The following is a 23,942-nucleotide window of genomic DNA, read 5'->3' as shown; positions in this document are numbered from 1 at the left end:
CTCTTTACCCGTGATGCAGGGATCAGAAGCGCTGCTGGTACTTCATGTACACGAGACGACCGATGTCGTAGCCGCCGTAGTACGAGAAGGCCGAGTTCGGCTTGCTGTACATCACCGGGCCGTACTTCTCGAACACGTTGTTGGCGCCGACCGAAACGGTGGCATCCCACGGCAGCTTGTAGCGCACCTGCACGTCGTGGAACGTCACTGCACCACGTTCGTTGTAGTTGCGAGCGCCCTTGTACCAAGGCGCGTAGACGCCAGGGTCGGAACACTCTGCCGGATACAGGGCGATGCTCGGGCACTGCTCCTTGACGCTGGAGAAGTAGCGGGCGGTCCAGCTGACACCGAAGTTGCCGCGTTCCCAGCCAGCAGTCAGATTGGAGCGGATACGGAAGCCGCTGCCGATGCCGTTGCTGGGGGTGGGGACCACATTGTTGTCGTTGGTCGAACGATAGATGTTCTCGCTGACGTAGGTGGTGGCCCAACTGGTGCTGAACTTGCCGTAGTCGGTATCCAGGCGGTAGCTCATATCCATGTCATAGCCTTCGGTCTGCAGGAAACCGGCGTTGCGGTTGCCGAAGCGAAGGGTGTTGACGATGCCGGTTACCGGATCGCGGGTGAAGCGGTTGCAGCGTGCGTCGATGCCCTGCTCATAGCAGTCGATCAGAATCTGGTTCGGGCTATCGGAGACGATGGTGTTGTCGATGCGGATCTTCCACCAGTCCAGCGACACGTTGAAGTTGCTGATGAAGCTCGGGCTCCAGACCAGACCCAAGGTCTTGCTCGTGGAGGTTTCCGGGGTGAGCGAGGGATTGGAACCGCCAACGAACGGCAGCGGCGTGGCGTCGGATGCCGTGGTCACCGGGGTCATGCCCTGCTTGAGCTGACGGAAGGTGTTGGCATTGGCGATGTCACGTGCGCAACGGGCACGTACCTCGGCACTGGTCTTGGAAGCGCCGAACACGGTATCGCAGGGGTCGCTGAAGGTTGCGAAGGTTTCCGAGCCACCGCCGAACAGGTCGTTGATGGTCGGGGCGCGGAAGCCCTCGGCCCAGGTGCCGCGCACCAGCAGCTGCTCGAACGGCTTCCACTTGAAACCGAACTTGCTGTTGACGGTGTTGCCGAAGGTGTCGTAATCGGAGTAGCGGGTGGCAGCATTGAAGCTAAGCTCGCGCGCACCCGGCAGGTCCGCCAGAACCGGGATATTGAGCTCGAGGTAGGCTTCGTTGACCTTGTAGTCGCCGCCGGTGGGGCCAGCGGCCAGGTTGGTGGTGGCGCCGGTCTGCGCCAGCGGGTCGGGGATGTACTCGCCGGCTTCCTTGCGGCTTTCAACGCCGAACGCAAAACCCAGGTCACCGGCCGGCAAGGTAACGATGTTGCCGGCGATGTTGGCGAAGAAGTTCTTGCTGGTGGTCTTGCCCTTGGTTAGCTCGGCCGGGAACAGCCAGTCCTGCAGGGTGGCGTTGGCGGTCAGGCCATTCGGATCGGTGCTGCCGAACGGAGCCAGCGGATTCCACGGGGTGCAATTGGCGACCGGTGCGCCCGGCTTGCCGCATTCGACCTTGCCGGTAGCGGCGTTGTAGAACGACGGCCCCACTGCAGCCGCAACGCGGCCCTTGTGCAGGTTGCCGGTGGCAACGGATTCCAGCTCGTTGCGACTGTACTGGTAGCCGGCTTCCCAATCGAAATAGCGCTCGCCGATGTCAAAGGAGCCATCGAACGAGGCCACCGCGCGATAGGTCTTCAGCTCGCTGTTGGTGACACGCGGGATTTCCCAGGTGCGGCGGTTCCAAGCCACGGCGGTCGGGGTTGCATAGCCGTGCTGGTTGCCAAACGGGTTGAAGTAGCTGTCGATCGACATCGGGCCGATGCCAGCGGTGCTCGACTGCAGCGGATAACCGGCGATCTGGCGGCTGGAGCTTCGCTGGTTGTAGCCCAGTTCGGTCTTGAAGTTGATGGCGTCGGTGATCTTGAAGCGGCCATCGAAATACACAGAATCCCGCTTGATCGGGTAATTCACGTGCATCTGGTTGTTGGCATTGCTGACATCACCGGTAAACGGGGTGGTGTCGGTGATGTGGTAGTTGGCCGGATTGGTCGAGTCGGCGCCGCGGTTGAGCGAGTAGTTGCAACCAGCGGTAGCGGTACAGCCCGGACGACCCTTCAGGCCAGTGATCTGGCCGTACTGGCTCAGTGTGGTCCAGTTGCTGGCATCGTTCGGATGGCGGTCACTGATGCCATAGGCGCTGAACCAGCGATCCTTGGCCCAGACACCCTTTTCTTCACTGTGTTCGGCAGACAGCGTCAGCGAGATGCGGTCGTTGCTCCAGCCACCAACCACATCAAAACGGTCACGTGCACCATCACCCTGGCTGAACTGGCCGTGGTAGACGTTGGCGGTAACACCGTTGACATTGGAGCGGGTGATGATGTTGACCACGCCAGCCATGGCGTCGGAGCCATAGATGGCCGATGCGCCGTCCTTCAGGACTTCAATGCGTTCCACTGCCGAAACAGGCAGGTTGGACACGTCCTGGTAACCGGAGGTGCTGATGCCCAGGCGCTTTCCGTTGACCAGCACCAGCGTGCGCTGGGTACCCAGGTTGCGCATGTCGATGTACGTACCGCCGGCATTTTCACCTGCAGTCAGCGCATTGGCGCGGCTGATGGTGGGGCTGCCCATTGCGGTGACGTTCTGCAGGATGTCGGCAACCGAGCTGAAGCCCTGTTGTTCGATATCGGTGCGGCTGATGGCGAACACCGGCTGTGCGGTTTCGACGTCGACCTGACGGATGCGCGAACCGGTGATCTCGATACGGTCAAGTGTGGTGGGTTTGCTTTCCTGGGCGAGCGCGGGCAGGGCGATCATGCCGACGGTGCTCGAAACCAAGGCATAGCGAATCGCCTGCCCCAGTATGCTGGAACGTGTTTGCATTGCGGGCTCTCTCTCTTTTGAAACTGACAAGTGTCAAAAAGAGATTGCGACGTAAGGCCGTCGCGATCTCCATCAAAGGCCATCGTTGCAAGTGCAAGGATGGTTTAGCGAGAGTAGCGTCGTTTGTAAAAAAAATGTTTGTTGTGACGCAATAGGTAACTAGGGTTACGCATTGAGGGTGGCACTTTCAGACGCGTCTTGAAGGCTGCGGTCTTTTGGACTGAGCGTTCAGGCTACAAATGGCCGGAAGCTGATCCCCAGCCCGGTCATGCCTTCAGCCTCGCCAACCAGATCCGCGCGCAGCAGCGGGCGGGCGTCGATGTAGTCCTTGGCCAGGATCAGCGACAAGGCATTGCCGTCGACTGACAGCTCCAACGTCGGGATCGGGTCGGACTCATGTGCGCGGTGCAGCAGTACCGCCAGTCGCAGTATTGCCGCTGTGCGCTTGGCGGGCAGCAACAGGCGCTCGGGCAGGGCCTCGAAGGCGCTCTTGGGAATACCGCGGCGGTGGGTGCGGATCAGTGCGGCCAGCATCTGCTGTTCCTGGCGCGAGAAACCAGCGATGTCCGAATGCTCGATCACGTAGCTGCCGTGGGTGTGATAACCGCTGTGCGCGATCATCAGGCCCAGCTCGTGCAGGCGCGCGGCCCAGCCGAGCATGCGGGCATCGTCGACATCCAGCTTCCAGATGTCGGACACCTGTTCGAACAGCCGCTGCGCGGTGGCTTCCACGCGCTGCGCCTGGGCTTCATCGATGGCGTAGCGTTGGGTCAGTGCTGCCACCGATTCGTCGCGCGGATCGTTGTCGTTGGCGCGGCCCATGATGTCGTAGAGGATGCCTTCGCGCATCGCCGCCTTGCTGACCAGCAGCTTCTGCAGGCCCAGCGCTTGGAAGGCGGCTTCCAGCACGAGGACGCCACCGGCGATGATCGGGCGGCGCTCGTTGGACAGCGTCGGCAACACGATCTCGTTGATGTTCTTGGCGCGCAGCAGCTCTTCGCGCAGCTGTGGCAGCGCTTCGGCGGTGATCGCGCCCTTGCTCAGCTTCATTGCCGCGCAGATCTCGCTGATCGCCTTGTGGGTGCCGGACGAGCCCAGCGCTTCCTGCCAGCCCAGCGCCTTGTATTTGTTGGCGAAGGGCTGGAATTCGGCGCCGATCTCGGTGAGTGCGTCCTTCCAGCGCTTCTTGCTCAGCTTGCCGCCGGGGAAGAACCGGCGGGTGCTGGCGATGCAGCCGGCCTGCAGGCTTTCGCGCTCCAGCGTCTGCATGCCCTGGCCGATGATGAACTCGGTGGAGCCGCCGCCGATGTCGATCACCAGCCGGTGCTGGTTGGGCTTGGGCGGCTGCGCGTGGGCAACGCCGAGATAGATCAGACGCGCTTCCTCGCGGCCGCTGACCACTTCGATGGCGTGGCCGAGCGCGGTTTCAGCCGGCATCAGGAACGACAGCGGCGAGCGCAGCTGGCGCACGGTATTGGTGGCCAGGGCGCGCACGCGGTAGGGCGGGATGTTGCGGATGCGCTGGCCGAAACGGGCCAGGCATTCCAGCGCGCGCTGGCGGGCCTCAGGCGACAGGCCGCCCTTGCCATCCAGGCCATCGGCCATGCGTACGGTTTCGCGCAGGCGGTCCACCACCCGCAGCTGCCCAAGCAGGTAGCGCGCGATGACCATGTGGAAACTGTTGGAGCCCAGATCGATGGCGGCCAGCAGGTCGCCGTCCTGCAGGGGCGGTGGGGTCAGAGAGGACTGGGGCATGGCGGAATGGTAGCCGAAGCCCGGGGGTCGGCGTCACCTTGCCCCGGCGATCTTCGCGCCTACAGACCCTCCATCAATGCCTGCTGCGCTGAATGCGGCGGCTGGCCGGGCGCGGGCTCGCACTTGATGTAGCGGCCGTCCTCCTGCAGGTCCCAGGCATTGAGGTTGTCGTCCAGGTAGTTCTGCAGCACCTCGCGGTAGATGCGACGGGCCAGATCGGTGTCCAGGATCGGGAAGCAGGTTTCCACGCGGCGCAGCAGGTTGCGCTCCAGCCAGTCGGCGCTGGCGCAGTACAGCTCGGGCGCGCCGTTGTTGCCGAACCAGTAGACGCGGCTGTGTTCGAGGAAGCGGCCGACGATCGAACGCACGCGGATGTTGTCCGATACACCTTCCACGCCCGGGCGCAGGGTGCAGGCGCCGCGCACGATCAGGTCGATCTGCACGCCGGCCTGTGAGGCCGCGTACAGGGCGCGGATCACCTGCGCCTCGTTGAGCGCGTTCATCTTGGCGATGATGCGTGCCGGCTTGCCCTCCTGGGCCAGCTTGGTCTCGCGCTCGATGCGCTTGATCAGCCCGGCATGCAGGGTGAACGGCGATTGCAGCAGGCACTTGAGCTTCATCTTCGGGGCCAGCCCCGAGAGCTGCTGGAACAGCAGGTGCACATCGTTGCCGATGTCGGCATCGGCGGTGATCAGGCTCAGGTCGGTATACGCGCGGGCGGTGCCGCTGTGGTAGTTGCCGGTGCCCAGGTGCACGTAGCGGCGCAGCTTGCGGCCTTCGCGGCGCACGATCAGCAGCATCTTGGCGTGGGTCTTGTAGCCGACCACGCCGTAGACGACCTGCACGCCGGCATCCTGCAGGCGGTCGGCCAGGCCAAGGTTGGCTTCCTCGTCGAAGCGTGCCCGCAGCTCGACCACGACAGTCACGTCCTTGCCGTTGCGCGCGGCCAGGATCAGCGCCTCGACAATGCCTGAGTCCTTGCCGGTGCGGTACAGGGTCTGCTTGATCGCCAGCACGTTGGGATCGACCGCGGCCTCGCGGATCAGCTCCAGCACGGTGCTGAAGGAATCGAACGGGTGGTGTAGCAGCACGTCGCCCTGCGCGGCGGTTTCGAAGATGCCCTCGGGCGACTTGAACACGCGCGGGGTCATCGGCGGGTACTTCAGGTCCGCGCGCTGCAGCAGGTCGTACACCTGGATGACGCGGTTGAGGTTGACCGGGCCATCAATGCGGTAAGCCGCGTTTTCGGACAGGCCGAAATTCTGCAGCAGGGTCTGCATGATCGGCTTGGGGCAGTCGTGGGCGATCTCCAGCCGCACGGCGGGGCGATAGCCGCGGTCGACCAGTTCATCGCGCAGCGCCAGCGCCAGGTTCTCCACTTCTTCCTCGTCCACCACCAGCTCGGAGTTGCGGGTGACGCGGAACTGGTAGGCGCCCTGCACATCCATGCCCGGGAACAGTTCGTCGACGAAGGCCGACAACACCGCCGACAGCAGGACGAAGTTCTGTGGGCCGCCCAGCGACTCGGGCAGCTGGATGATGCGCGGCAGCGAACGTGGTGCACGTACCAGCGCCAGATGGCCGGCGCGACCGAAGGCGTCGGTGCCCTTCAGCACGACGACGATGTTCAACGACTTGTTGAGGATCTTCGGGAACGGGTGCGACGGGTCCAGACCGAGCGGCGACAGCACCGGCATGATCTCGTTGCGGAAATAGGCGCGCAGCCAACGGCGTTGGCGCGGCGTCCAGGTCTTGTTGGCGAGGATGCCGACGCCGGCCTCGCCCAGGGCCGGACGCAGTACCTGGTTCCAGCAGCGGTACTGCTGGTCCACCAGTTCGGCGGCGCGGTCATGGATGGCGTTGAGGATGGCCTGCGGGCTCATCCCGTCCGGTGCCGGCGGCAGGCCGAATTCCTGCGCATGGCGTACCGCTGCGGCGCGGATCTCGAAGAACTCATCCAGGTTGGTGCAGGAAATGCACAGGAAGCGCAGCCGCTCCAGCAACGGCACCTGCTCATCCATCGCCTGGGCCAGCACGCGGAAATTGAAATCCAGCTGTGACAGTTCCCGGTTGATATACAGCGACGGATCACGCAGCGGATCGTTGCCGGTAGCGGGCGCGGCGGGGGGCGGGGGAGGAGTCATGCCGGAAAGTCTTCCATGGACAAAGGCGAGGGGGATGCATTGCGCGGGCGTACATGCTCGGCGTCGAAGTGGCAGGCAAAGGTGCTGCCCTGGCCGACTTCGCTGCGGATTTCCAGGCGTGCCTGGTGCAGGCCAAGAATGTGTTTGACGATGGACAGGCCCAGCCCGGTGCCGCCGCTTTCGCGCGAGCGGCTGCTGGATACGCGGTAGAAGCGTTCGGTCAATCGCGGCAGATGATTGGCCGGGATGCCGTAGCCGGTGTCGGTGACAGCCAACACCGCACCATTGCCTTCGCGGCTGAAGGTCAGGGTGATGCGGCCGCCAGCCGGCGTATAGCGCACGGCATTGGTCAGCAGATTGGAGAAGGCGCTGTGCAGTTCCTTGTTGGAACCTGCCAGATCCACGCCAGCCTGGTCTTCGACGACGATGGTGTGGCGGCCCTGGCTGTGTGCCTCGGCTTCGCGCCGCAGCGAGGCCAGCATCGAGGTCATGCCCACCGTTTCCAGCTCGGTATGTTGCTGTGATTCCAGCCGCGAAAGGGTCAGCAGGTCCTCGACCAGCTGCGCCATGCGCTGCGATTGCTTGCGCATTTCCGACAGCATCGGTCCGGTATCGGGGAAATCCTCCGGGTCCATCATGTCCAGATAGCCGTGCACCACGGTCAGCGGCGTGCGCAGCTCGTGCGAGACATTGGCGACGAAGTCGCGGCGCACCTGTTCCAGATGCAGCAGCTTGGTTACGTCACGTGCGACCAGCAGCCAATGGTGATCCGAGTAGGGGATCAAGCGCATATGCAGGCGGATGGCCGGATCGACCGGCGAGTTCGCATCCAGGATCGGTTCGGCATTGCGGCCACCGGCCAGCCAATGGGCAAGCGGCAGCGGCTGCAGACGGGGCACCAGCGCAGCCTCCATGTCGGCCGGATGCTGCAGGCCGAGCAGAGCGGTAGCGGCTTCGTTGAACCACTGCACGCGCTGGGTGTTGCGGTCGACCACCACCACCGCATCGGGCAACGCGGCGGCGGCGGCGCGATAGCTGCGCAGCATTTCGACCAGGCGGCGCTTGCGCGCCCGCATTTCCTGCTGGTTGCGTGACAGCAGGCGGTCCAGTTCGTTCCAGACGCCCACGCCTTGCGGCGTGTCCCAGCGCTGGCGGGCGGTCAGCCGCAGCAGCAGCTGGCGCAGGCGCCAGTAGTGCCAGGTCAGGATCGCCATGGCAGTGATCGCCACGCTCAGGGCGGGATGGCCCAGCAACGCCCCCAGCCCCCATGCCAGCAACAGCAACGCGGCCACGGTGGCCAGCGTCTTCAACCAGGCAGATCGGAATTGGCGGGGCATTGCACTCTCGGTGGTACGCGGTGGATCCGTCGGGGGTGTCCCGGGTTATAGCATCGCCAGCGACGGCATGGCCGCCACGGTTCAGGTAGCGGCAGAAAAGCGATAGCCGGCACCGCGCACGGTCTGCACCATGTTCTCGGCGCCAAAGGGTTCCAGCGTCTTGCGCAGGCGGCGGATATGCACGTCGATGGTGCGTTCTTCCACGTACACGCTGCCGCCCCAGACATGGTCGAGCAACTGCGAGCGGGTGTAGACGCGCTCCGGGTGGGTCATGAAGAAGTGCAGCAGGCGGTATTCGGTGGGGCCGATCGGCACCGGTACATCGCCGGCGAAGACGCGGTGGGCGGCGCCGTCGATGCGGATGTTGCCAACGCCGACGCTGCCGTCTTCGTCATCATCGCGGGTGCGGCGCATCACTGCACGGATGCGTGCCAGCAGTTCGCGTGCCGAGAACGGCTTGACCACGTAGTCGTCGACGCCGGCTTCCAGGCCACCGACGCGGTCGTTCTCTTCGCCACGCGCGGTGAGCATGATGATCGGCACGTCGCGGGTGAGGACTTCCTTGCGCCAGCGGCGGGCAAGCTCCAGCCCGCTGGTACCCGGTAGCATCCAATCCAGCAGGATCATGTCCGGTACCCGGTCGGCAATGGCGGTCTGCGCTTCGAGTGCGTCGCCGGCATGGACCGGGTCGTACTCACCCTTGCGCAGGGCGAAGGCGACCATGTCACGGATCGCGGGTTCGTCATCGACAATCAGGATACGTTTCTGCACGTGGCGCCTACCGGAATGCCCATCAATAAGGGATGTGCTCAGTAGACTACGGTTTGATGACGGGTTTGTGACATGGGAGGGCGCTAAACCCGGCAAATGTCGCGAGCAGGTTCACTTTCGTGACATTTCCGGGTCGTGCACGCCGAGCCGGCGCATTTCCAGCACGGTTGGCATGATCGACTCGATGCGGGCATCCACCCGTGCACGGCTCACGTAGTCCAGCCCGGGTTGCTTGAGCAGGGCCTGAAATTGGATCAAGGCCTGTTCCGGTCGCCCATTCAAATAGGCGGCCTCGGCATAGGCCTCGCTGGCGCGGCTGCTGTCGCCGGCCAGTTCGCTGGCGCGGGCGAAGGTGGCCTGGAACACCGGATCGTCGCTGGACCGGGCCAGCAGTGGCCGCAGCATGGCCTGCGCGCGCTGGCCGGCGACGACGCCCCCCTGCTCATTGAGTACCTGCGCATAGGTCAGGGCCACCGGGCGGCTCTGTGGCAGGCGCTTGAGCAGCGCGTCGAAGCGCTTGTTGGCGTCTTCGTGGCGACCGCTGCGCGATTCGGCTTCGCCTACGGCCAGGTTGACCCACAGGTTGTCCGGGTATTCCTGCAGCAGCTGCTGCAGTTCCGGCAGGGCCTGGGCAACGCCGCCGGCGCCGCCGTCACGCAGGCGGGCGATGGCTACGCCGTAGCGTTGCGCATCGGTCAGGCCATTCTTCTGGCTGCGCTTGAGGCCTTCGTATTCGCGTACCAGCTCCGACGGGGTAGGTGCGCTGAGCACGCGCAGGCGCTCGCGGGCCCAGTCGAACTGACCGGTGGGGCCACGCGGCAGGCTGTTGTCGGGCAGGGACAGCTGCAGGCCGGCCGGTAGCAGTGGGTTGCCGCCGCTCAGTGGGCTGCTGGTATCCGGTGCGGACGGGTTGACCCGCTCCTGCAGGACCCCGGTCGGGGTCTGGGTGGTCAGCAGGACGGTGTCCTTCTTCATCTGCTCGGCGCGGGCCTTGGCCTCGCTGATGCGGGTGATGTTGACCGGGTGGGTGCGCAGGAAGTCCGGCGTAGAATAGCCGCCTTCGTTGCCGCGCATCGCCGCCGACATGCGTTCGAAGAAGCCGGCCATCGCGTCCACGTCATAGCCGCTGCGGGACAGGGTGCGGATGCCGAGGCGGTCGGCCTCGGATTCGTTGGAGCGGGTGAAGTTGATCTGCCGCTGCTGCATCAGCCCCATGCCGGAGGTGATCGCAGCCATGGTTGCGTCACCGGAGGAGTTGCCGCCGGCCTGCTGGGCGGCGATTACCGCCGCCAGCATGCCGAGCAGGATCGGGATCTGGTCGCGCTGTGCACGTTCCACCCCGCGCAGCACATGCTGCTGGGTGACGTGCGCGATTTCATGCGACAGCACCGCGGCCACCTCGTCCTCGCGTTCAGCAGTCAGGACCAGGCCGGCGTTCATGCCGATGTAGCCGCCCAATGTGGCAAACGCATTGATCTGGCGGTCCTTCATCATGAAGAACGTGTACTTCTGCTGCGGTTGGGCACTGTTGGAGCCGAGCCGGGTGCCCATGGTCGTGAGCCAGTCGTTCACCAGCGGGTCGTCCAGCAGGTAGCCGTAGTTGCGCAGTTCGCGCAGCATCATGCCGCCGTACTCCGCCTGCCGTGCCGGGGTCAGCAGCTCGCCGGCCGACGAACCGATGTCGGGCAGTTTGCTTTCATCGGCATGGGACAGCGGGGTGGCCAGGGCCAGGGCCAAACTGGTGGCGATAGCGGTGGCAAGCAGCAGGTTGCGCAAGCGGTGACTCCGGGTAGTGGCAGGGCGGAGGATGACGGGGAAGCGGGGCGCGGGTGTGAAGCACAGGTTAACCCGCTGTGTTCTGCCGGTGGCATCGATAATCGGCGCGACCGGTACCATATATAGACAATGTTTCCACCCAGGAGTTTCGTTGTGACAACCTCATCCAGCACCGGCGCGCCGGAGATCACCATCTACTCCACCGCCGTCTGCCCGTACTGCGTAGCGGCCAAGAATTTCCTCAAGAGCAAGAACCAGTCGTGGACTGAGGTCCGGATCGACCTGGATCCGGCCGCGCGCGAGAAGATGATGACGCTGACCAAGCGCACCAGCGTGCCGCAGATCTTCGTCGGCGACGTTCATGTGGGCGGCTACGACGACATGATCGCGCTGCACCGCGAAGGCAAGCTGGAGCCGCTGCTGGCCGGGCAGGGCGCATGAGCGCGGACAGCGAAAAGGACCGCCTGGCCGAATTCACCGAATTCCGCCAGCGCATGAACCAGCGCATCCTGGCCGAGCCCAACCAGGTGGTGCGGCGCTTCTTCGCGCTCGATACCCAGACCTACCAGGCCGGCGCGCTGGATGTGAAGACCAAGGAACTGCTGGGCCTGGTGGCCTCGATGGTGCTGCGTTGCGATGACTGCATCAGCTACCACGTGGCCCAGTGCAAGGAAGCTGGGGTCAGCCGCGAGGAGTTCTTCGAGACCTTCTCGGTCGGCCTGGTGGTGGGCGGTTCCATCGTCATCCCGCACCTGCGGCGGGCGGTGGATTTCCTTGACCAGCTGGAGAGCGGGGCGGCCGCGGCACCGGCCGGGCACGAGCACAGCTGAACCCCAGACCTTCGTCCAGTTGGGGCTGGCGCGGCTGATCAGGCATAATTGACAGTTGAAACCTTTTCAATCGCGCCGGGTTCCGGGCAGCCGGATGGCGCATTCCTCCTCCCTGTTCGGAATACCTAGAAATGACGCAGACAATCACCGTCATCCGTGGCGATGGCATCGGCCCGGAAATCATGGACGCCACCTTGTTCGTGCTGGACAAGCTGGGCGCTGGCCTGAGCTATGAGTTCGCTGACGCCGGCCTGGCCGCGCTGGAAAAGCACGGTGAGCTGATCCCGGCTTCCACCCTGGAATCGATCAAGAAAAACAAGGTCGCCCTGAAGAGCCCGCTGACCACGCCGGTCGGTGGCGGTTTCAGCTCGATCAACGTTGCCCTGCGTCGCCAGTTCGACCTGTACGCCAACGTGCGCCCGGCCATCTCGTTCCCGAACACCAAGTCGCGCTACGAGAACATCAACATGATCACGGTGCGTGAGAACACCGAAGGCGCCTACCTGGCCGAAGGCCAGGAAGTGTCGGCCGACGGCGAGACCGCGTTCTCCGGCACCCGCATCACCCGCAAGGGCTCCGAGCGCATCGTGCGTTACGCTTTCGAGCTGGCCAAGAGCACCGGCCGCAAGAAGGTCACCGCCGTGCACAAGGCCAACATCATCAAGTCGACCTCGGGCCTGTTCCTGGACGTGGCGCGCGAAGTCGCCGCCAAGTACCCGGAAATCGAGTTCCAGGAAATGATCGTCGACAACGCCTGCATGCAGCTGGTGATGCGTCCGGAACAGTTCGACATCATCGTCACCACCAACCTGTTCGGCGACATCATCTCCGACCTGTGTGCGGGTCTGGTCGGCGGCCTGGGCCTGGCCCCGGGTGCCAACATCGGTGCCGATGCAGCGATCTTCGAAGCCGTGCACGGCACCGCGCCGGACATCGCCGGTCAGGGCAAGGCCAACCCGGTCGCGCTGTTGCTGGGCGCTGCACAGATGCTGGACCACGTCGGCCAGCCGGAAAACGCCGAGCGCCTGCGCAAGGCCATCGTTGCCACGATGGAAGCCAAGGATTCGCTGACCGGCGACCTGGGCGGCACCGGCACCACCATGGGCTTCGCCCAGGCCATCGCCAGCCGCGTCTGATTGCAGCTGCGGTAGTTGGTGGTAAAAAACGGAGCGCGCAAGCGCTCCGTTTTTGTTTGCGTAGTGCCGAGCCATGCTCGGCATGAGGCCTTATCGGTAATGCCATTGCCGAGCATGGCTCGGCACTACAAAACAAAGGGCGCCCAATGGGCGTCCTTCGCAAACAACCTGCAGCAACCTCAGTTGCGCGACTGCAGCTTAGACAGCAAACGCAGGAACTCGATGTACAGCCACACCAGGGTGACCATCAGCCCGAACGCGCCGTACCACTCCATGTACTTCGGTGCGCCGGCTTCGACGCCGCTTTCGATGAAGTCGAAATCCAGTACCAGGTTCAGTGCCGCGATCACCACCACGAACAGGCTGAAGCCGATGCCGATCAGGCCCGAGCCGTGGATGTAAGGGATGTTGATGTTGAATAGGCCCAGCACGATCGTCGCCAGATACACCAGGGCGATGCCGCCGGTGGCTGCAACCACGCCCAGCTTGAAGTTCTCGGTGGCCTTGATCAGCCCGCTGCGGTAAGCGAACAGCAGGGCGAACAGCGTGCCGAAGGTCAGCAGTACTGCCTGGAACACGATGCCGTTGAAGCGCACTTCGTAGACCGCCGAGATCGAGCCCAGAAACAGGCCTTCCGCCAGTGCATACAGCGGCGCGCTGACCGGTGCCCAGGTCTTCTTGAAGATGGTCACCATCGACAGGATGAAGCCGACGATCAGGCCACCCCACATGTAGAACTTTGCCGCCGGCAGCAGTTCGCCGCTGTCGCTGATGGTGCCATTCCATGCGAACGCAGCAGTCAATGCGGCCAGCAACAACAGGAAGCCGGTTTTGTTGACGGTACCGTTGATGGTCATCGCATCGGCGCCGCGTGACACCACGCTGCCGCTGCCAAGGTCGAGGAAAGTGGTATCGGAAAGGGCAGGGTTGCCGCTGCGCATGCAATGCTCCGTTGCTATGAAGTGGGCGGGAATTGGACGCCAGCATACCCAATTCAAACAAAATGAAATTTACCGTTGACAGGTAGGCGCGTTTTTCCCACAATAGCCGACCTTTCCGGGGCATTGGAAGGATTCACCGCCGGGGTATAGCGCAGTCTGGTAGCGCGCCTGCTTTGGGAGCAGGATGTCGGGGGTTCGAATCCCTCTACCCCGACCATCCAACGCACCAAGCGCGTGTTGGAGTGCGACAATCCGGTCAGAGCGCCCGTAGCTCAACTGGATAGAGCACCGGCCTTCTAAGCCGGCGGTTACAGGTTCGATTCCTGTCGGGCGCACCATTCGGTGCAAGCGGTAGGTGAGTAAGGTTTCAGTGGTGGCTGTAGCTCAGTCGGTTAGAGTACCGGATTGTGATTCCGGTGGTCGGGGGTTCGAATCCCCTCAGCCACCCCACTGTTTCAACGGCATCGGAGTGAAATCCGGGCTTGCAATAAAGGTCAGGTTGCGGCATTATTCGCCTCCTGATTTTCAGGGCTGTTAGCTCAGTTGGTAGAGCAGTTGACTCTTAATCAATAGGTCCAAGGTTCGAATCCTTGACAGCCCACCAAATCAAGAACGCCGTTGGAGCAATCCAGCGGCTTTCTCTTTTTATGTAAGCCCAGTGTTTTGGGCGGGTGCATGAAACACGCTTGTAGTGTAGAATTCACCTCGAAGTTTCAGGGCTGTTAGCTCAGTTGGTAGAGCAGTTGACTCTTAATCAATAGGTCCAAGGTTCGAATCCTTGACAGCCCACCAAATCAAAAAGCCGCTGGAGAAATCTGGCGGCTTTTTTCTTAGCCGGGGCGGCATGCCGCCCGGTCGTTGTTGAGGCGCTCATTGTTGGTGGGTTGCGCGGGCGAGGCGGCTTCCGCTTTGCTGGCGCTCCTGCAACAATGCTGCGCTGAGTCAGTATTGCGAAAGTGGCGGAATTGGTAGACGCCCTGGATTTAGGTTCCAGTGCCGCAAGGCGTGGGGGTTCGAGTCCCCCCTTTCGCACCAGTCAGTGGTGTTCTCTGCCCGCTGCGGGCCTTTTCAGACAACCTGTATGGGTCTGCCCGCTGGCGGCCACGGGCGATATCGGCCAAACTAAAGGGCTGCGGTGCATAACCGCGCCCTACAACCGTTTCATCCATCACATCGAACCGGCGCGGTTGCCGCCGGTGGCAGGAGTCAACATGCAAGCTTCGATCGAATCCACCGGCAATCTGGAACGCCGCCTGAGCTTCTCGCTGCCGGAAGAGCGTCTGCAGGGGCATATCAGCGGCCGTCTGGGCGAAATCGCGCGCACCGCGCGCATCAAGGGTTTCCGTCCGGGCAAAGTGCCGGCCAAGGTGATCGAACAGCGTTTTGGCCCGCAGGTGCGCGCCGAGGCGCTGGACGGCCTGCTGCGCGAGACCTTTGATGCCGCCCTGCGCCAGCACGAGCTGCGCATTGCCGGTAACCCGCGCATCGACAAGGCCGGCGAAGGCGAGTTCGACTTCGTTGCCACCGTTGAGCTGATCCCGGACTTCGGCGACGTCGACGTCACCAAGCTGACCGTCGTGCGCCACAGCGCCGAAATCAGCGACGCCGACATCGACCAGATGATCGAGAACCTGCGCGCCCAGCGCCGCACCTGGAAGCCGGTTGCACGCGGCGCCCAGGAAGGTGATCTGGTCGGCCTGGAAACCTGGTCGCAGGCTGGCGACGAGCGTCTGCCGGCTGAGGGTGTCGAGAAGGGCACCATCATCATCGGCCAGGGCATGATGTTCGAGCAGATCGAAAAGGGCCTGATCGGCCTGGCCAAGGGTGAAGAAAAGACCCTGGACGTCGAGTTCCCGGCTGACTGGCGCGTGCCGGCGCTGGCGGGCAAGACCGTGCAGGTCACCGTCAAGGTCGTTGAAGTGTCCGAGCAGGAAATGCCGGAAGTCGATACCGCCTTCATCAAGAGCTTCGGTGTGAAGAACGGCGACGTGGAGCAGTTCCGCGCCGACATCCGTTCCAACCTGGAGCGCGAGCTCAAGGGCGCGCTGATGAACCGCCTGCGCCGCGAAGTGGGTGAGCAGCTGATCGCCGCCTATTCCTCGGTCGAGCTGCCGCCGCGCCTGGTCGAGGGCGAAGCCCGCTCGATGCTGGCCCAGCAGATCGATGCCATTCGTCGCCAGGGCGGCAACCCGGGCGAAGTGCCGGCCGATGCCCACGAAGGCTTCAAGGACGCCGCCGCCAAGCGCGTGCTGGTCGGCCTGCTGGTCGGTGAAGTGGCCCGCAAGAACGAGCTGCGCCTGGACCCGAAGCGCCTGAACGAAACCATGCGCCTGATTGCTTCGACCTACGAAGAGCCGGAGCAGGTCATTGAGATGTACCGCAATGATCCCCAGCTTATGTCGGGTCTGCAGAACCGTGTGATGGAAGAGCAGGTGATCGACTGGATCGCCGAGCGCGCCCAGCACACCGAGCAGGCCTTGACGTTCCAGGAAGCTATCCGCCAGTAAGCTGGCGGTGTTTCATCCCCGCGCTGCGGCGCGGGGAGTTCCCTCCCAAAATAGGTGCCTCACGTAATGGACAACCGAACCAAAGCTCTGAACATGGTTCCGATGGTGGTCGAACAGACCAGCCGCGGCGAGCGCGCCTACGATATCTATTCGCGCCTGCTCAAAGAGCGCCTGATTTTCCTGGTCGGTCCGATCGACGACCACATGGCGAACGTTGTGGTCGCGCAGCTGCTGTTCCTTGAGTCGGAAAACCCGGAAAAGGAAATCAGCATCTACATCAACTCGCCGGGCGGCGTGGTCACGGCCGGCATGGCGATCTACGACACCATGCAGTACATCAAGCCGGACGTCAGCACCACCTGCATCGGCCAGGCCGCCTCGATGGGCGCACTGTTGCTGGCTGCCGGTGCGCCGGGCAAGCGCTTCGCGCTGCCGAACTCGCGCGTGATGATCCACCAGCCGCTCGGCGGCTACCAAGGCCAGGCCACGGACATCGACATCCACGCCCGTGAAATCCTGACCCTGCGTTCGCGTCTGAACGAAGTGCTGGCCAAGCACACCGGCCAGGACCTGGAGACCATCGCCCGCGACACCGAGCGTGACAACTTCAAGAGCGCGGCCGAAGCTGCGGCTTACGGTCTGGTGGACCAGGTGCTGGAGCGCCGTCCGGAAGAGAGCATCCAGGCCTCCTGATGCGTTGAACGGCCAGAAAATCGGCCTAATTTTGCAGGGTCGGAACCGGACTGGTGTCCCTCCGGCCCTGTGCTATTCTCGAAATTGAACCCCCTGTTCAGAGGGGGAAGCAACTGGGTAAGCGAAGCATGAGCGAAGACCGGCAAGGTCGTACCGGGGACAGCAGTGGCAAGATTCTGTACTGCTCGTTCTGCGGCAAGAGTCAGCACGAAGTTCGTAAGCTGATCGCAGGCCCGAGCGTGTTCATCTGTGATGAATGCGTGGAGCTGTGCAACGACATCATCCGTGAGGAACTTGAGGAAAAGGCGCAGTCCGCGCGCAGTTCGCTGCCCAAGCCGCGCGAGATCCTCGAGGTGCTCGACCAGTACGTGATTGGCCAGAACCGCGCCAAGCGCACGCTGGCGGTTGCGGTGTACAACCACTACAAGCGCATCGAGAGTCGTTCCAAGAGCGATGACGTCGAGCTGTCCAAGTCCAACATCCTGCTGGTCGGCCCGACCGGTTCGGGCAAGACGCTGCTGGCCGAAACGCTGGCGCGCCTGCTCAACGTGCCGTTCACCATGGCCGATGCGACCACCCTGACCGAAGCCGGTTACGTGGGCGAGGATGTGGAAAACATCATCCAGAAGCTGCTGCAGAAGTGCGACTACGACGTCGAGAAGGCGCAGCAGGGCATTGTCTACATCGATGAAATCGACAAGATCTCGCGCAAGAGCGAGAACCCGTCGATCACCCGCGATGTGTCCGGCGAAGGCGTACAGCAGGCCCTGCTGAAGCTGATCGAAGGCACCGTGGCCAGCGTTCCGCCGCAGGGCGGCCGCAAGCACCCGCAGCAGGAATTCCTGCAGGTCGACACCAAGAACATCCTGTTCATCTGCGGCGGCGCGTTCGCTGGCCTGGACAAGGTGATCCAGGCCCGTTCCACCGATACCAGCAGCATTGGTTTTGGTGCCAAGGTGAAGAGTGCCGAGCGCAAGCAGGAAATCGGCAAGGTGCTGGCTGAAGTCGAGCCGGAAGACCTGATCAAGTTTGGCCTGATTCCGGAATTCGTTGGCCGCCTGCCGGTGGTCGCGACCCTGGAAGAGCTGGACGAGCCGGCCCTGATCCAGATCCTGACCGAGCCCAAGAACGCCATCACCAAGCAGTTCAAGAAGCTGTTCGAGATGGAAAACGTGGAGCTGGAGTTCCGTCCCGATGCGTTGTCGGCCATCGCCAAGAAGGCGCTCAAGCGCAAGACCGGCGCCCGTGGCCTGCGCACCATCGTCGAGTCGGTGCTGCTGGACACCATGTACGAGCTGCCCTCGCAGGAAAACGTCAGCAAGGTGGTCGTGGACGAGTCGGTCATCGAGAACAAATCCGAGCCCTACATCGTCTACCAGACCCCGCCGGAACCGGCTAAAACCGCCTCTGGCGAGTAAACCCGGGCAAGCTGGGGTGAATAGGCGGTTGCGCCGCTCACGTTCAGCTTTCAACAGCTCTTGCAACACCTCGCCGATGGCCCCATAACGGGGCCATCGGCTTTTTTATTTAGCCTCCACCGAATCTCGGAGCCCCCATGGCCCAGTCCCAACTCGAAGTCCTCGACCTACCGGTCCTGCCGCTACGCGACGTGGTGGTGTTCCCGCACATGGTCATCCCCCTGTTCGTGGGCCGCGACAAGTCCATGCAGGCGCTGGAGCGCGCGATGGAGGCCGACAAGCGCATCCTGCTGCTTGCGCAGAAGTCGGCGGAAACCGACGACCCGGCGGCCGCCGACCTGTACACCGTCGGCACCCTGGCGCAGGTGCTGCAATTGCTGAAGCTGCCCGACGGCACCATCAAGGTGTTGGTCGAAGGCCTGTCGCGGGTTGCCGTGGACAAAGTTTACGAAAAGGACGGCTCGCTGCAGGGCCACGGTGTGGAAATTGAATCGGACGATTCGCGCGAGCCGCGTGAGATCGAGGCGATTGCCCGTTCGCTGATGTCGCTGTTCGAGCAGTACGTCAAGACCAACCGCAAGCTGCCGCCGGAGTTGTTGCAGACCCTGGCCGGTATCGAGGAGCCGGCGCGCCTGGCCGACACCATCGCCGCGCATATCGGCGTGCGTCTGGCCGACAAGCAGAAGCTGCTGGAAACCCTGCAGGTTGGCGACCGATTGGAAATGCTGGTTGGTCTGGTCGACGGCGAGATCGACGTGCAGCAGCTGGAAAAGCGCATCCGCGGCCGCGTTAAATCGCAGATGGAAAAGAGCCAGCGCGAGTACTACCTCAACGAGCAGATGAAGGCCATCCAAAAAGAACTGGGTGATCTGGATGAAGCGCCGGGTGAGATGGAAGAACTGGCGCGCAAGATCGCCGAAGCCGGCATGCCCAAACCGGTTGAAACCAAGGCCAAGAACGAGCTCAACAAGCTCAAGCAGATGTCGCCGATGTCGGCCGAAGCCGCGGTGGTGCGCAATTATCTGGAATGGCTGCTGGGCGTGCCTTGGAAGAAGCGCACCAAGGTTCGCAAGGATCTGAAGGTCGCGCAGGACACGCTGGATGCCGACCATTACGGCCTGGACAAGGTCAAGGATCGCATCCTTGAGTACCTTGCCGTGCAGGCGCGGGTGAAGCAGATGAAGGGCCCGATCCTGTGCCTGGTCGGTCCGCCGGGCGTTGGCAAGACCTCGTTGGGTCAGTCCATCGCCAAGGCCACCAACCGCAAGTTCGTGCGCATGAGCTTGGGCGGCGTGCGCGACGAGGCCGAGATCCGTGGCCATCGCCGCACCTACGTTGGTTCGATGCCGGGCCGCATCGTGCAGAACCTCAACAAGGTCGGCAGCAAGAACCCGCTGTTCGTGCTGGATGAGATCGACAAGATGTCGATGGATTTCCGTGGCGATCCGTCCTCGGCGCTGCTTGAGGTGCTGGACCCGGAACAGAACAACGCCTTCAACGATCACTACCTCGAGGTCGATCTGGACCTGAGCGAAGTGATGTTCGTGGCTACCTCCAACTCCTTGAACATTCCTGGCCCATTGCTGGACCGCATGGAAGTGATCCGCATCCCGGGTTACACCGAGGATGAGAAGCTCAACATCGCCATGCGCTACCTGCTCAGCAAGCAGCTCAAGGCCAATGGCCTGAAGGCGGAAGAGCTGGCGATCGAAGAAGATGCCATCCGCGGCATCGTGCGTTATTACACGCGCGAATCCGGCGTGCGTAACCTCGAACGCGAGATCGCCAAGATCTGCCGCAAGGTAGTGAAGGAAATTGCCCTGGCCGGCCCGCAGCCGGTGAAGAAGGCTGCTGCCAAGAAGTCGGCCAAGAAGCCGAAGGCGCTGGTGGTTGTGGACGCGAAGAACCTGGACAAGTACCTGGGCGTGCAGCGTTTCGACTTCGGCCGTGCCGAGGAAGAAAACGAGATCGGCCTGGTTACCGGCCTGGCCTGGACGGAAGTCGGCGGCGAGCTGCTGCAGGTCGAGTCGACGCTGATTCCGGGCAAGGGGGCGGTGACGCTCACCGGCCAGCTTGGCAACGTGATGAAGGAATCGGCCACGGCGGCCTTGTCGGTGGTGCGTGCACGTGCCGAAGCACTCGGCATCGACGTGGACTTCCTGCAGAAGCACGATGTCCACCTTCACGTGCCCGATGGCGCGACGCCGAAGGACGGCCCGAGCGCCGGCATCGCGATGGTGACTTCGCTGGTGTCCACGCTGACCAAGGTGCCGGTGAAGGCCGAAGTGGCGATGACTGGTGAGATCACCCTGCGTGGTCGCGTTACCGCCATCGGTGGTCTGAAGGAGAAGCTGCTGGCTGCGCTGCGCGGCGGCATCCGCACCGTGGTCATTCCCGAAGAGAACCGCAAGGACCTGGTGGATATTCCGGCCAATGTCACCCGCGACCTGACCATCGTGCCGGTGAAGTGGATCGACGAAGTGCTGGATATCGCGCTGGCAACACCGCTGGCGCCGAAGAAAGCAGGCAAAAGTGCGCAGCGTGTCGCAGTTCGCGGCAAGGCGAAGGCAGCTCCCACGGCCCGCGTCAAGCACTGAAATGTGAACATGAAACCCCTCAAAACCCGCGTCATTAAAGGCTTTTCAGCTTGCGCGGGTAGGGGGGCGCTGGTATAAAAGTGCGACTCACGCGGCAGTGGTTTTTTGTCGGCGTGTTTGCAGGTTCTTCGGCAGTCGTGCGTCTTGGGGACGTACGGGTGCCACTCAATAATTCCGCGGATTACCGCAAAGGGAGTTTTACAGAATGAACAAGACCGAATTGATTGATGGCGTTGCCGGTGCTGCTGACCTGACCAAGGCTGAAGCTGGCCGTGCGGTTGATGCCGTCATCGCCGAGATCACCAAGGCCCTGAAGAAGGGTGAGGCCGTGACTCTGGTGGGCTTCGGTACGTTCCAGGTTCGTGAGCGCGCTGCGCGCACCGGCCGTAACCCGAAGACCGGCGAAGAGATCAAAATCGCCGCTGCAAAAAATCCTGCCTTCAAGGCTGGTAAAGCTCTGAAAGACGCTGTAAACTAAGCGGCTCAGCTGGGGTGCTTAGCTCAGCGGTAGAGCGTCTCCCTTACACGGAGAGGGTCGGGGGTTCGAAACCCTCAGCACCCACCAAGTTAAGCATTGCAGTACAGTTTGAAAGTGTGGAGCGGTAGTTCAGTTGGTTAGAATGCTGGCCTGTCACGCCGGAGGTCGCGGGTTCGAGTCCCGTCCGCTCCGCCAGTTTCAAATTGGCCCCTGACAAAATCGGGGGCCTTGTTTTCTCAAACTCCACAAGAGGGCGGGAAAACTAAAAAATTAAATGTGGAGCGGTAGTTCAGTTGGTTAGAATGCTGGCCTGTCACGCCGGAGGTCGCGGGTTCGAGTCCCGTCCGCTCCGCCAGATGTCTCAAAGCCCTCGGCGCAAGCCGGGGGCTTTTTTTTGGCCCGCTATTGGCAGCGGCCGAGTTGGGCGCGGGGCAGGAAGCGGGTTAAACTGCCCGGCTCGCCACTCAGGCCTCGATTTGCCCATGCTGCAGAAACTTCGCGACAAGACCTCAGGCTGGATCGTTACGGTGATCATGGGCCTGTTGATGATCCCGTTCCTGTTTGTGATCGACAACAGCTACCTCGGTGGCGTCGGCGCACAGAACGTTGCCAAAGTGTCGGCCCCGCCGTCGTGGTGGACCTCGGCGCCGTCGTGGTGGCCGATGTCGTTCCTTTGGAACCACCACGAAGTCAGCGTCGAGGACTTCCGCGCCCGTTTTGAACAGGCGCGCATGCAGGCGCGCGAGCAGCAGGGCGACAACTTCGACCCGCGCGAGTTTGAAACCGCCGAGAACAAACGCCTCGTGCTCGATCAGCTGATCGACGAGCAGGTGGTGCGCCTGGCGGCCGAAGACGCGCATATCGTCATCGGCGACAAGGCCGTGCGCGACTACATCGCTGCGATTCCTGCGTTCCAGAAGGATGGCAAGTTCGATCCGGACCAGTACCGCCTGGCGCTTGCGCAGAGCATGCCGCCGCGTACGCCGGCGATGTTCGAGCAGCTGGTGCGTACCAGCCTGCAGCAGTCGATCATTCCGTCGGCGCTGGCCGGCTCGGGCTTCACCACCAAGGGTGAGAGCGAGCGTCTGCTGAAGCTGCTGGGCGAAACCCGCGATGTGGAGTTCGCACTGTTGCCGGTCGTTGCGCCTGATACCGCAGCAGTGACCGACTCCGAGATTGACCAGTGGTACAAGGCGCATCCGAAGGACTTCCGCCAGCCGGAAAGCGTCACCATCGAATACGTCGAGCTCAACGCTGCCAGCATGCCGGCAGCGACGGCGGCCAATGAGGCCACCCTGCGTCAGCGCTATGAAGACGAGAAGGCGCGTTTTGTCAGCGCCGACCAGCGTCTGGCTTCGCACATCCTTATTGCCAAGGGCAGTGATGAGAAGGCGGCCGAGGCCAAGGCGACCAAGCTGGCAGCAGAAGCCAAGCAGCCGGGTGCCGACTTCGCTGCGCTGGCCAAGGCCAACTCGGAAGATCCAGGCTCCAAGGATTCCGGTGGCGATCTGGGTTGGGTTGAGAAGGGCGTGATGGTCAAGCCATTCGAAGACGCACTGTTCGCCATGAAGGCCGGTGACGTGGTTGGCCCGGTCAAGACCGAGTTCGGCTACCACGTGCTGAAGCTGCGCGAGATCAAGGGTGGCGAAGGCCGTCCGTTCGAAGAAGTGCGTGACCAGCTGGCTGCCGAGCAGCTGCAGGCCGATACCGAGAAGGCGTTCAACGACCTGAGTGGTCGCCTGGTCGATCTGGTTTACAAGAACCCGACCGAGCTGGGTGGCGCAGCCAAGGAAGTTGGCCTGCCGGTGCAGAGCCTGGGTCCGTTCAACCGTGCCACCGCGAGCGGTATCGCCGCCAATCCGGCAGTACTGAAGGCTGTGTTCTCCGACGCACTGAAGGAAGATGGCACGGTCAGCGATCCGATCGAGCTGGCTCCGAACCACACCGTCATGGTCCGCGTCACCGCACACACCCCGGAGCAGGCGATTCCGCTTGCGCAGGCGCGTGAGCAGGTGATCGCTGCAGTGCGTTTGCACCGTGCCGAAGAGGCCTCGAAGAAGGCTGCTGACGCACTGCTGGCCAAGTTGAACGCCGGCCAGACGCTGCAGGCATTGGCTGGCAGTGAGCAACTGCAGTTGCTGCCGATGCCGGGTCTGCCGCGCACCGCGCCGATGCCGACTGCTGAAGCCAACCGTGCCGCGTTCACCGTGGCCGCTCCGGTCGGCGACAAGCCGAGCTATGGCAAGGTCGAGATGGAGCCGGGGCGCTATGCGGTGTTCGCGGTTACCAAGGTGACCCCGGGCAACCCGGCCGAAGTGCCGGAAGCGCAGCAGGCCATGCTCAAGGACCAGCTGAGCCAGATCGACGGCGCCGCTGCAGCCAAGGCCTATGTCGACGGCATGCGCAAGCGCTACAAGGTGCAGGTGCAGGAATCCCAGCTCTGAGCATCTGAGCCAGCAACAAACAAAAGCCCGGCGAAAGCCGGGCTTTTTGTTGTGTAGTGCCGAGCCATGCTCGGCAGGGGCGTTACCGCTGACCTTTCCGCTTGTGGAAGCGGCGTCAGCCGCGAAGCTGACAGCAATGAAATCATCGGCATCTGCGCAATCTGATGGATCGTCAGC

Annotated in this window: 17 protein-coding genes and 9 tRNA genes; 18 read left to right on the top strand and 8 right to left on the bottom strand. The window is 63.0% G+C overall.

Going from position 1 to position 23,942, the window contains the following annotated elements; genetic code table 11:
* Positions 1-22 precede the first annotated feature (22 nt).
* From ACVOLL_RS14245 to ACVOLL_RS14220, 6 genes are all read right to left on the bottom strand, one after another.
* Positions 23-2,938, bottom strand: coding sequence for a TonB-dependent receptor domain-containing protein (locus ACVOLL_RS14245; protein WP_481513488.1), 2,916 nt, complete (start codon positions 2,936-2,938; stop codon positions 23-25).
* Between the two features lie 228 nt (positions 2,939-3,166).
* Entirely contained in the window at positions 3,167-4,693 is a 1,527-nt protein-coding gene (gene ppx, locus ACVOLL_RS14240) for an exopolyphosphatase (RefSeq protein ID WP_481513487.1), read from the bottom strand.
* A 59-nt stretch (positions 4,694-4,752) separates the two neighbouring features.
* Positions 4,753-6,837 carry a polyphosphate kinase 1 gene (gene ppk1, locus ACVOLL_RS14235; RefSeq protein ID WP_481513486.1) on the bottom strand — a complete coding sequence of 695 codons (2,085 nt, stop codon included), beginning with the start codon at positions 6,835-6,837 and terminating at the stop codon, positions 4,753-4,755.
* Complete coding sequence (phoR, locus tag ACVOLL_RS14230; RefSeq protein ID WP_481513485.1) at positions 6,834-8,174, bottom strand: phosphate regulon sensor histidine kinase PhoR; 1,341 nt, start codon at positions 8,172-8,174, stop codon at positions 6,834-6,836. The genes ppk1 and phoR overlap by 4 nt, the downstream gene beginning before the upstream one ends.
* A gap of 81 nt (positions 8,175-8,255) precedes the next feature.
* On the bottom strand, positions 8,256-8,945 hold the full coding sequence (phoB, locus tag ACVOLL_RS14225) for a phosphate regulon transcriptional regulator PhoB (RefSeq protein WP_282269705.1): 690 nt from the start codon (positions 8,943-8,945) through the stop codon (positions 8,256-8,258).
* A 111-nt stretch (positions 8,946-9,056) separates the two neighbouring features.
* Positions 9,057-10,721 carry a M48 family metalloprotease gene (locus tag ACVOLL_RS14220; RefSeq protein ID WP_481513484.1) on the bottom strand — a complete coding sequence of 555 codons (1,665 nt, stop codon included), beginning with the start codon at positions 10,719-10,721 and terminating at the stop codon, positions 9,057-9,059.
* Between the two features lie 129 nt (positions 10,722-10,850).
* Here ACVOLL_RS14220 and grxC point away from each other — a divergent pair, with 129 nt between their 5' ends.
* The 3 genes from grxC to ACVOLL_RS14205 all read left to right on the top strand — a co-directional run bounded on the left by grxC (position 10,851) and on the right by ACVOLL_RS14205 (position 12,687).
* Complete coding sequence (gene grxC / locus ACVOLL_RS14215; protein ID WP_481513483.1) at positions 10,851-11,162, top strand: glutaredoxin 3; 312 nt, start codon at positions 10,851-10,853, stop codon at positions 11,160-11,162.
* Complete coding sequence (locus tag ACVOLL_RS14210; RefSeq protein ID WP_481513482.1) at positions 11,159-11,551, top strand: carboxymuconolactone decarboxylase family protein; 393 nt, start codon at positions 11,159-11,161, stop codon at positions 11,549-11,551. The genes grxC and ACVOLL_RS14210 overlap by 4 nt, the downstream gene beginning before the upstream one ends.
* Before the next feature lie 131 nt (positions 11,552-11,682).
* Positions 11,683-12,687: an isocitrate dehydrogenase gene (locus tag ACVOLL_RS14205; protein ID WP_481513481.1), complete on the top strand. Its 1,005-nt coding sequence runs from the start codon at positions 11,683-11,685 to the stop codon at positions 12,685-12,687.
* Positions 12,688-12,866: 179 nt separating this feature from the next.
* On the opposite strand, the gene ACVOLL_RS14200 is transcribed toward ACVOLL_RS14205, so the two are convergent.
* Positions 12,867-13,628, bottom strand: a complete 762-nt coding sequence (locus tag ACVOLL_RS14200) for a Bax inhibitor-1/YccA family protein (RefSeq protein ID WP_481513480.1) — start codon at positions 13,626-13,628, stop codon at positions 12,867-12,869.
* A gap of 140 nt (positions 13,629-13,768) precedes the next feature.
* Between ACVOLL_RS14200 and ACVOLL_RS14195 the strand changes: the two genes are divergently transcribed.
* From ACVOLL_RS14195 to ACVOLL_RS14125, 15 genes are all read left to right on the top strand, one after another.
* Positions 13,769-13,845 (top strand) — tRNA-Pro (locus tag ACVOLL_RS14195).
* Between the two features lie 44 nt (positions 13,846-13,889).
* Positions 13,890-13,966, top strand: a tRNA-Arg gene (locus tag ACVOLL_RS14190).
* Positions 13,967-14,001: 35 nt separating this feature from the next.
* A tRNA-His gene (locus ACVOLL_RS14185) sits at positions 14,002-14,078 on the top strand.
* Between the two features lie 78 nt (positions 14,079-14,156).
* Positions 14,157-14,232 (top strand) — tRNA-Lys (locus ACVOLL_RS14180).
* Between the two features lie 112 nt (positions 14,233-14,344).
* Positions 14,345-14,420, top strand: a tRNA-Lys gene (locus ACVOLL_RS14175).
* Positions 14,421-14,578: 158 nt separating this feature from the next.
* Positions 14,579-14,663, top strand: a tRNA-Leu gene (locus ACVOLL_RS14170).
* Between the two features lie 176 nt (positions 14,664-14,839).
* Entirely contained in the window at positions 14,840-16,135 is a 1,296-nt protein-coding gene (gene tig / locus ACVOLL_RS14165; protein WP_481513479.1) for a trigger factor, read from the top strand.
* A gap of 66 nt (positions 16,136-16,201) precedes the next feature.
* Positions 16,202-16,828 (top strand): ATP-dependent Clp endopeptidase proteolytic subunit ClpP, encoded by a 627-nt coding sequence (gene clpP, locus ACVOLL_RS14160; protein WP_057629317.1) that lies wholly within the window; start codon positions 16,202-16,204, stop codon positions 16,826-16,828.
* A gap of 128 nt (positions 16,829-16,956) precedes the next feature.
* A complete protein-coding gene (gene clpX, locus ACVOLL_RS14155) occupies positions 16,957-18,246 on the top strand; it encodes an ATP-dependent Clp protease ATP-binding subunit ClpX (protein WP_481513478.1) in 1,290 nt (429 codons plus the stop codon).
* A 137-nt stretch (positions 18,247-18,383) separates the two neighbouring features.
* A complete protein-coding gene (gene lon, locus ACVOLL_RS14150; protein WP_481513477.1) occupies positions 18,384-20,843 on the top strand; it encodes an endopeptidase La in 2,460 nt (819 codons plus the stop codon).
* A 205-nt stretch (positions 20,844-21,048) separates the two neighbouring features.
* Positions 21,049-21,321, top strand: a complete 273-nt coding sequence (locus ACVOLL_RS14145) for an HU family DNA-binding protein (RefSeq protein WP_481513476.1) — start codon at positions 21,049-21,051, stop codon at positions 21,319-21,321.
* Positions 21,322-21,333: 12 nt separating this feature from the next.
* Positions 21,334-21,408 (top strand) — tRNA-Val (locus tag ACVOLL_RS14140).
* A gap of 31 nt (positions 21,409-21,439) precedes the next feature.
* Positions 21,440-21,516: transfer RNA gene (locus ACVOLL_RS14135), tRNA-Asp, on the top strand.
* Positions 21,517-21,599: 83 nt separating this feature from the next.
* Positions 21,600-21,676, top strand: a tRNA-Asp gene (locus ACVOLL_RS14130).
* Positions 21,677-21,803: 127 nt separating this feature from the next.
* Positions 21,804-23,765 (top strand): peptidyl-prolyl cis-trans isomerase, encoded by a 1,962-nt coding sequence (locus tag ACVOLL_RS14125; protein WP_481513475.1) that lies wholly within the window; start codon positions 21,804-21,806, stop codon positions 23,763-23,765.
* Here the strand turns inward: ACVOLL_RS14125 and ACVOLL_RS14120 are convergent.
* Positions 23,732-23,942 (bottom strand): hypothetical protein (locus ACVOLL_RS14120; protein WP_481513474.1); only part of this gene is annotated, 211 nt, incomplete at its 5' end. The genes ACVOLL_RS14125 and ACVOLL_RS14120 overlap by 34 nt on opposite strands.

Source organism: Stenotrophomonas sp. STEN035 (genome assembly GCF_056759935.1).
Note: the sequence above shows the minus strand (reverse complement) of the source record. Positions and strands in the feature narration are given on the sequence as shown.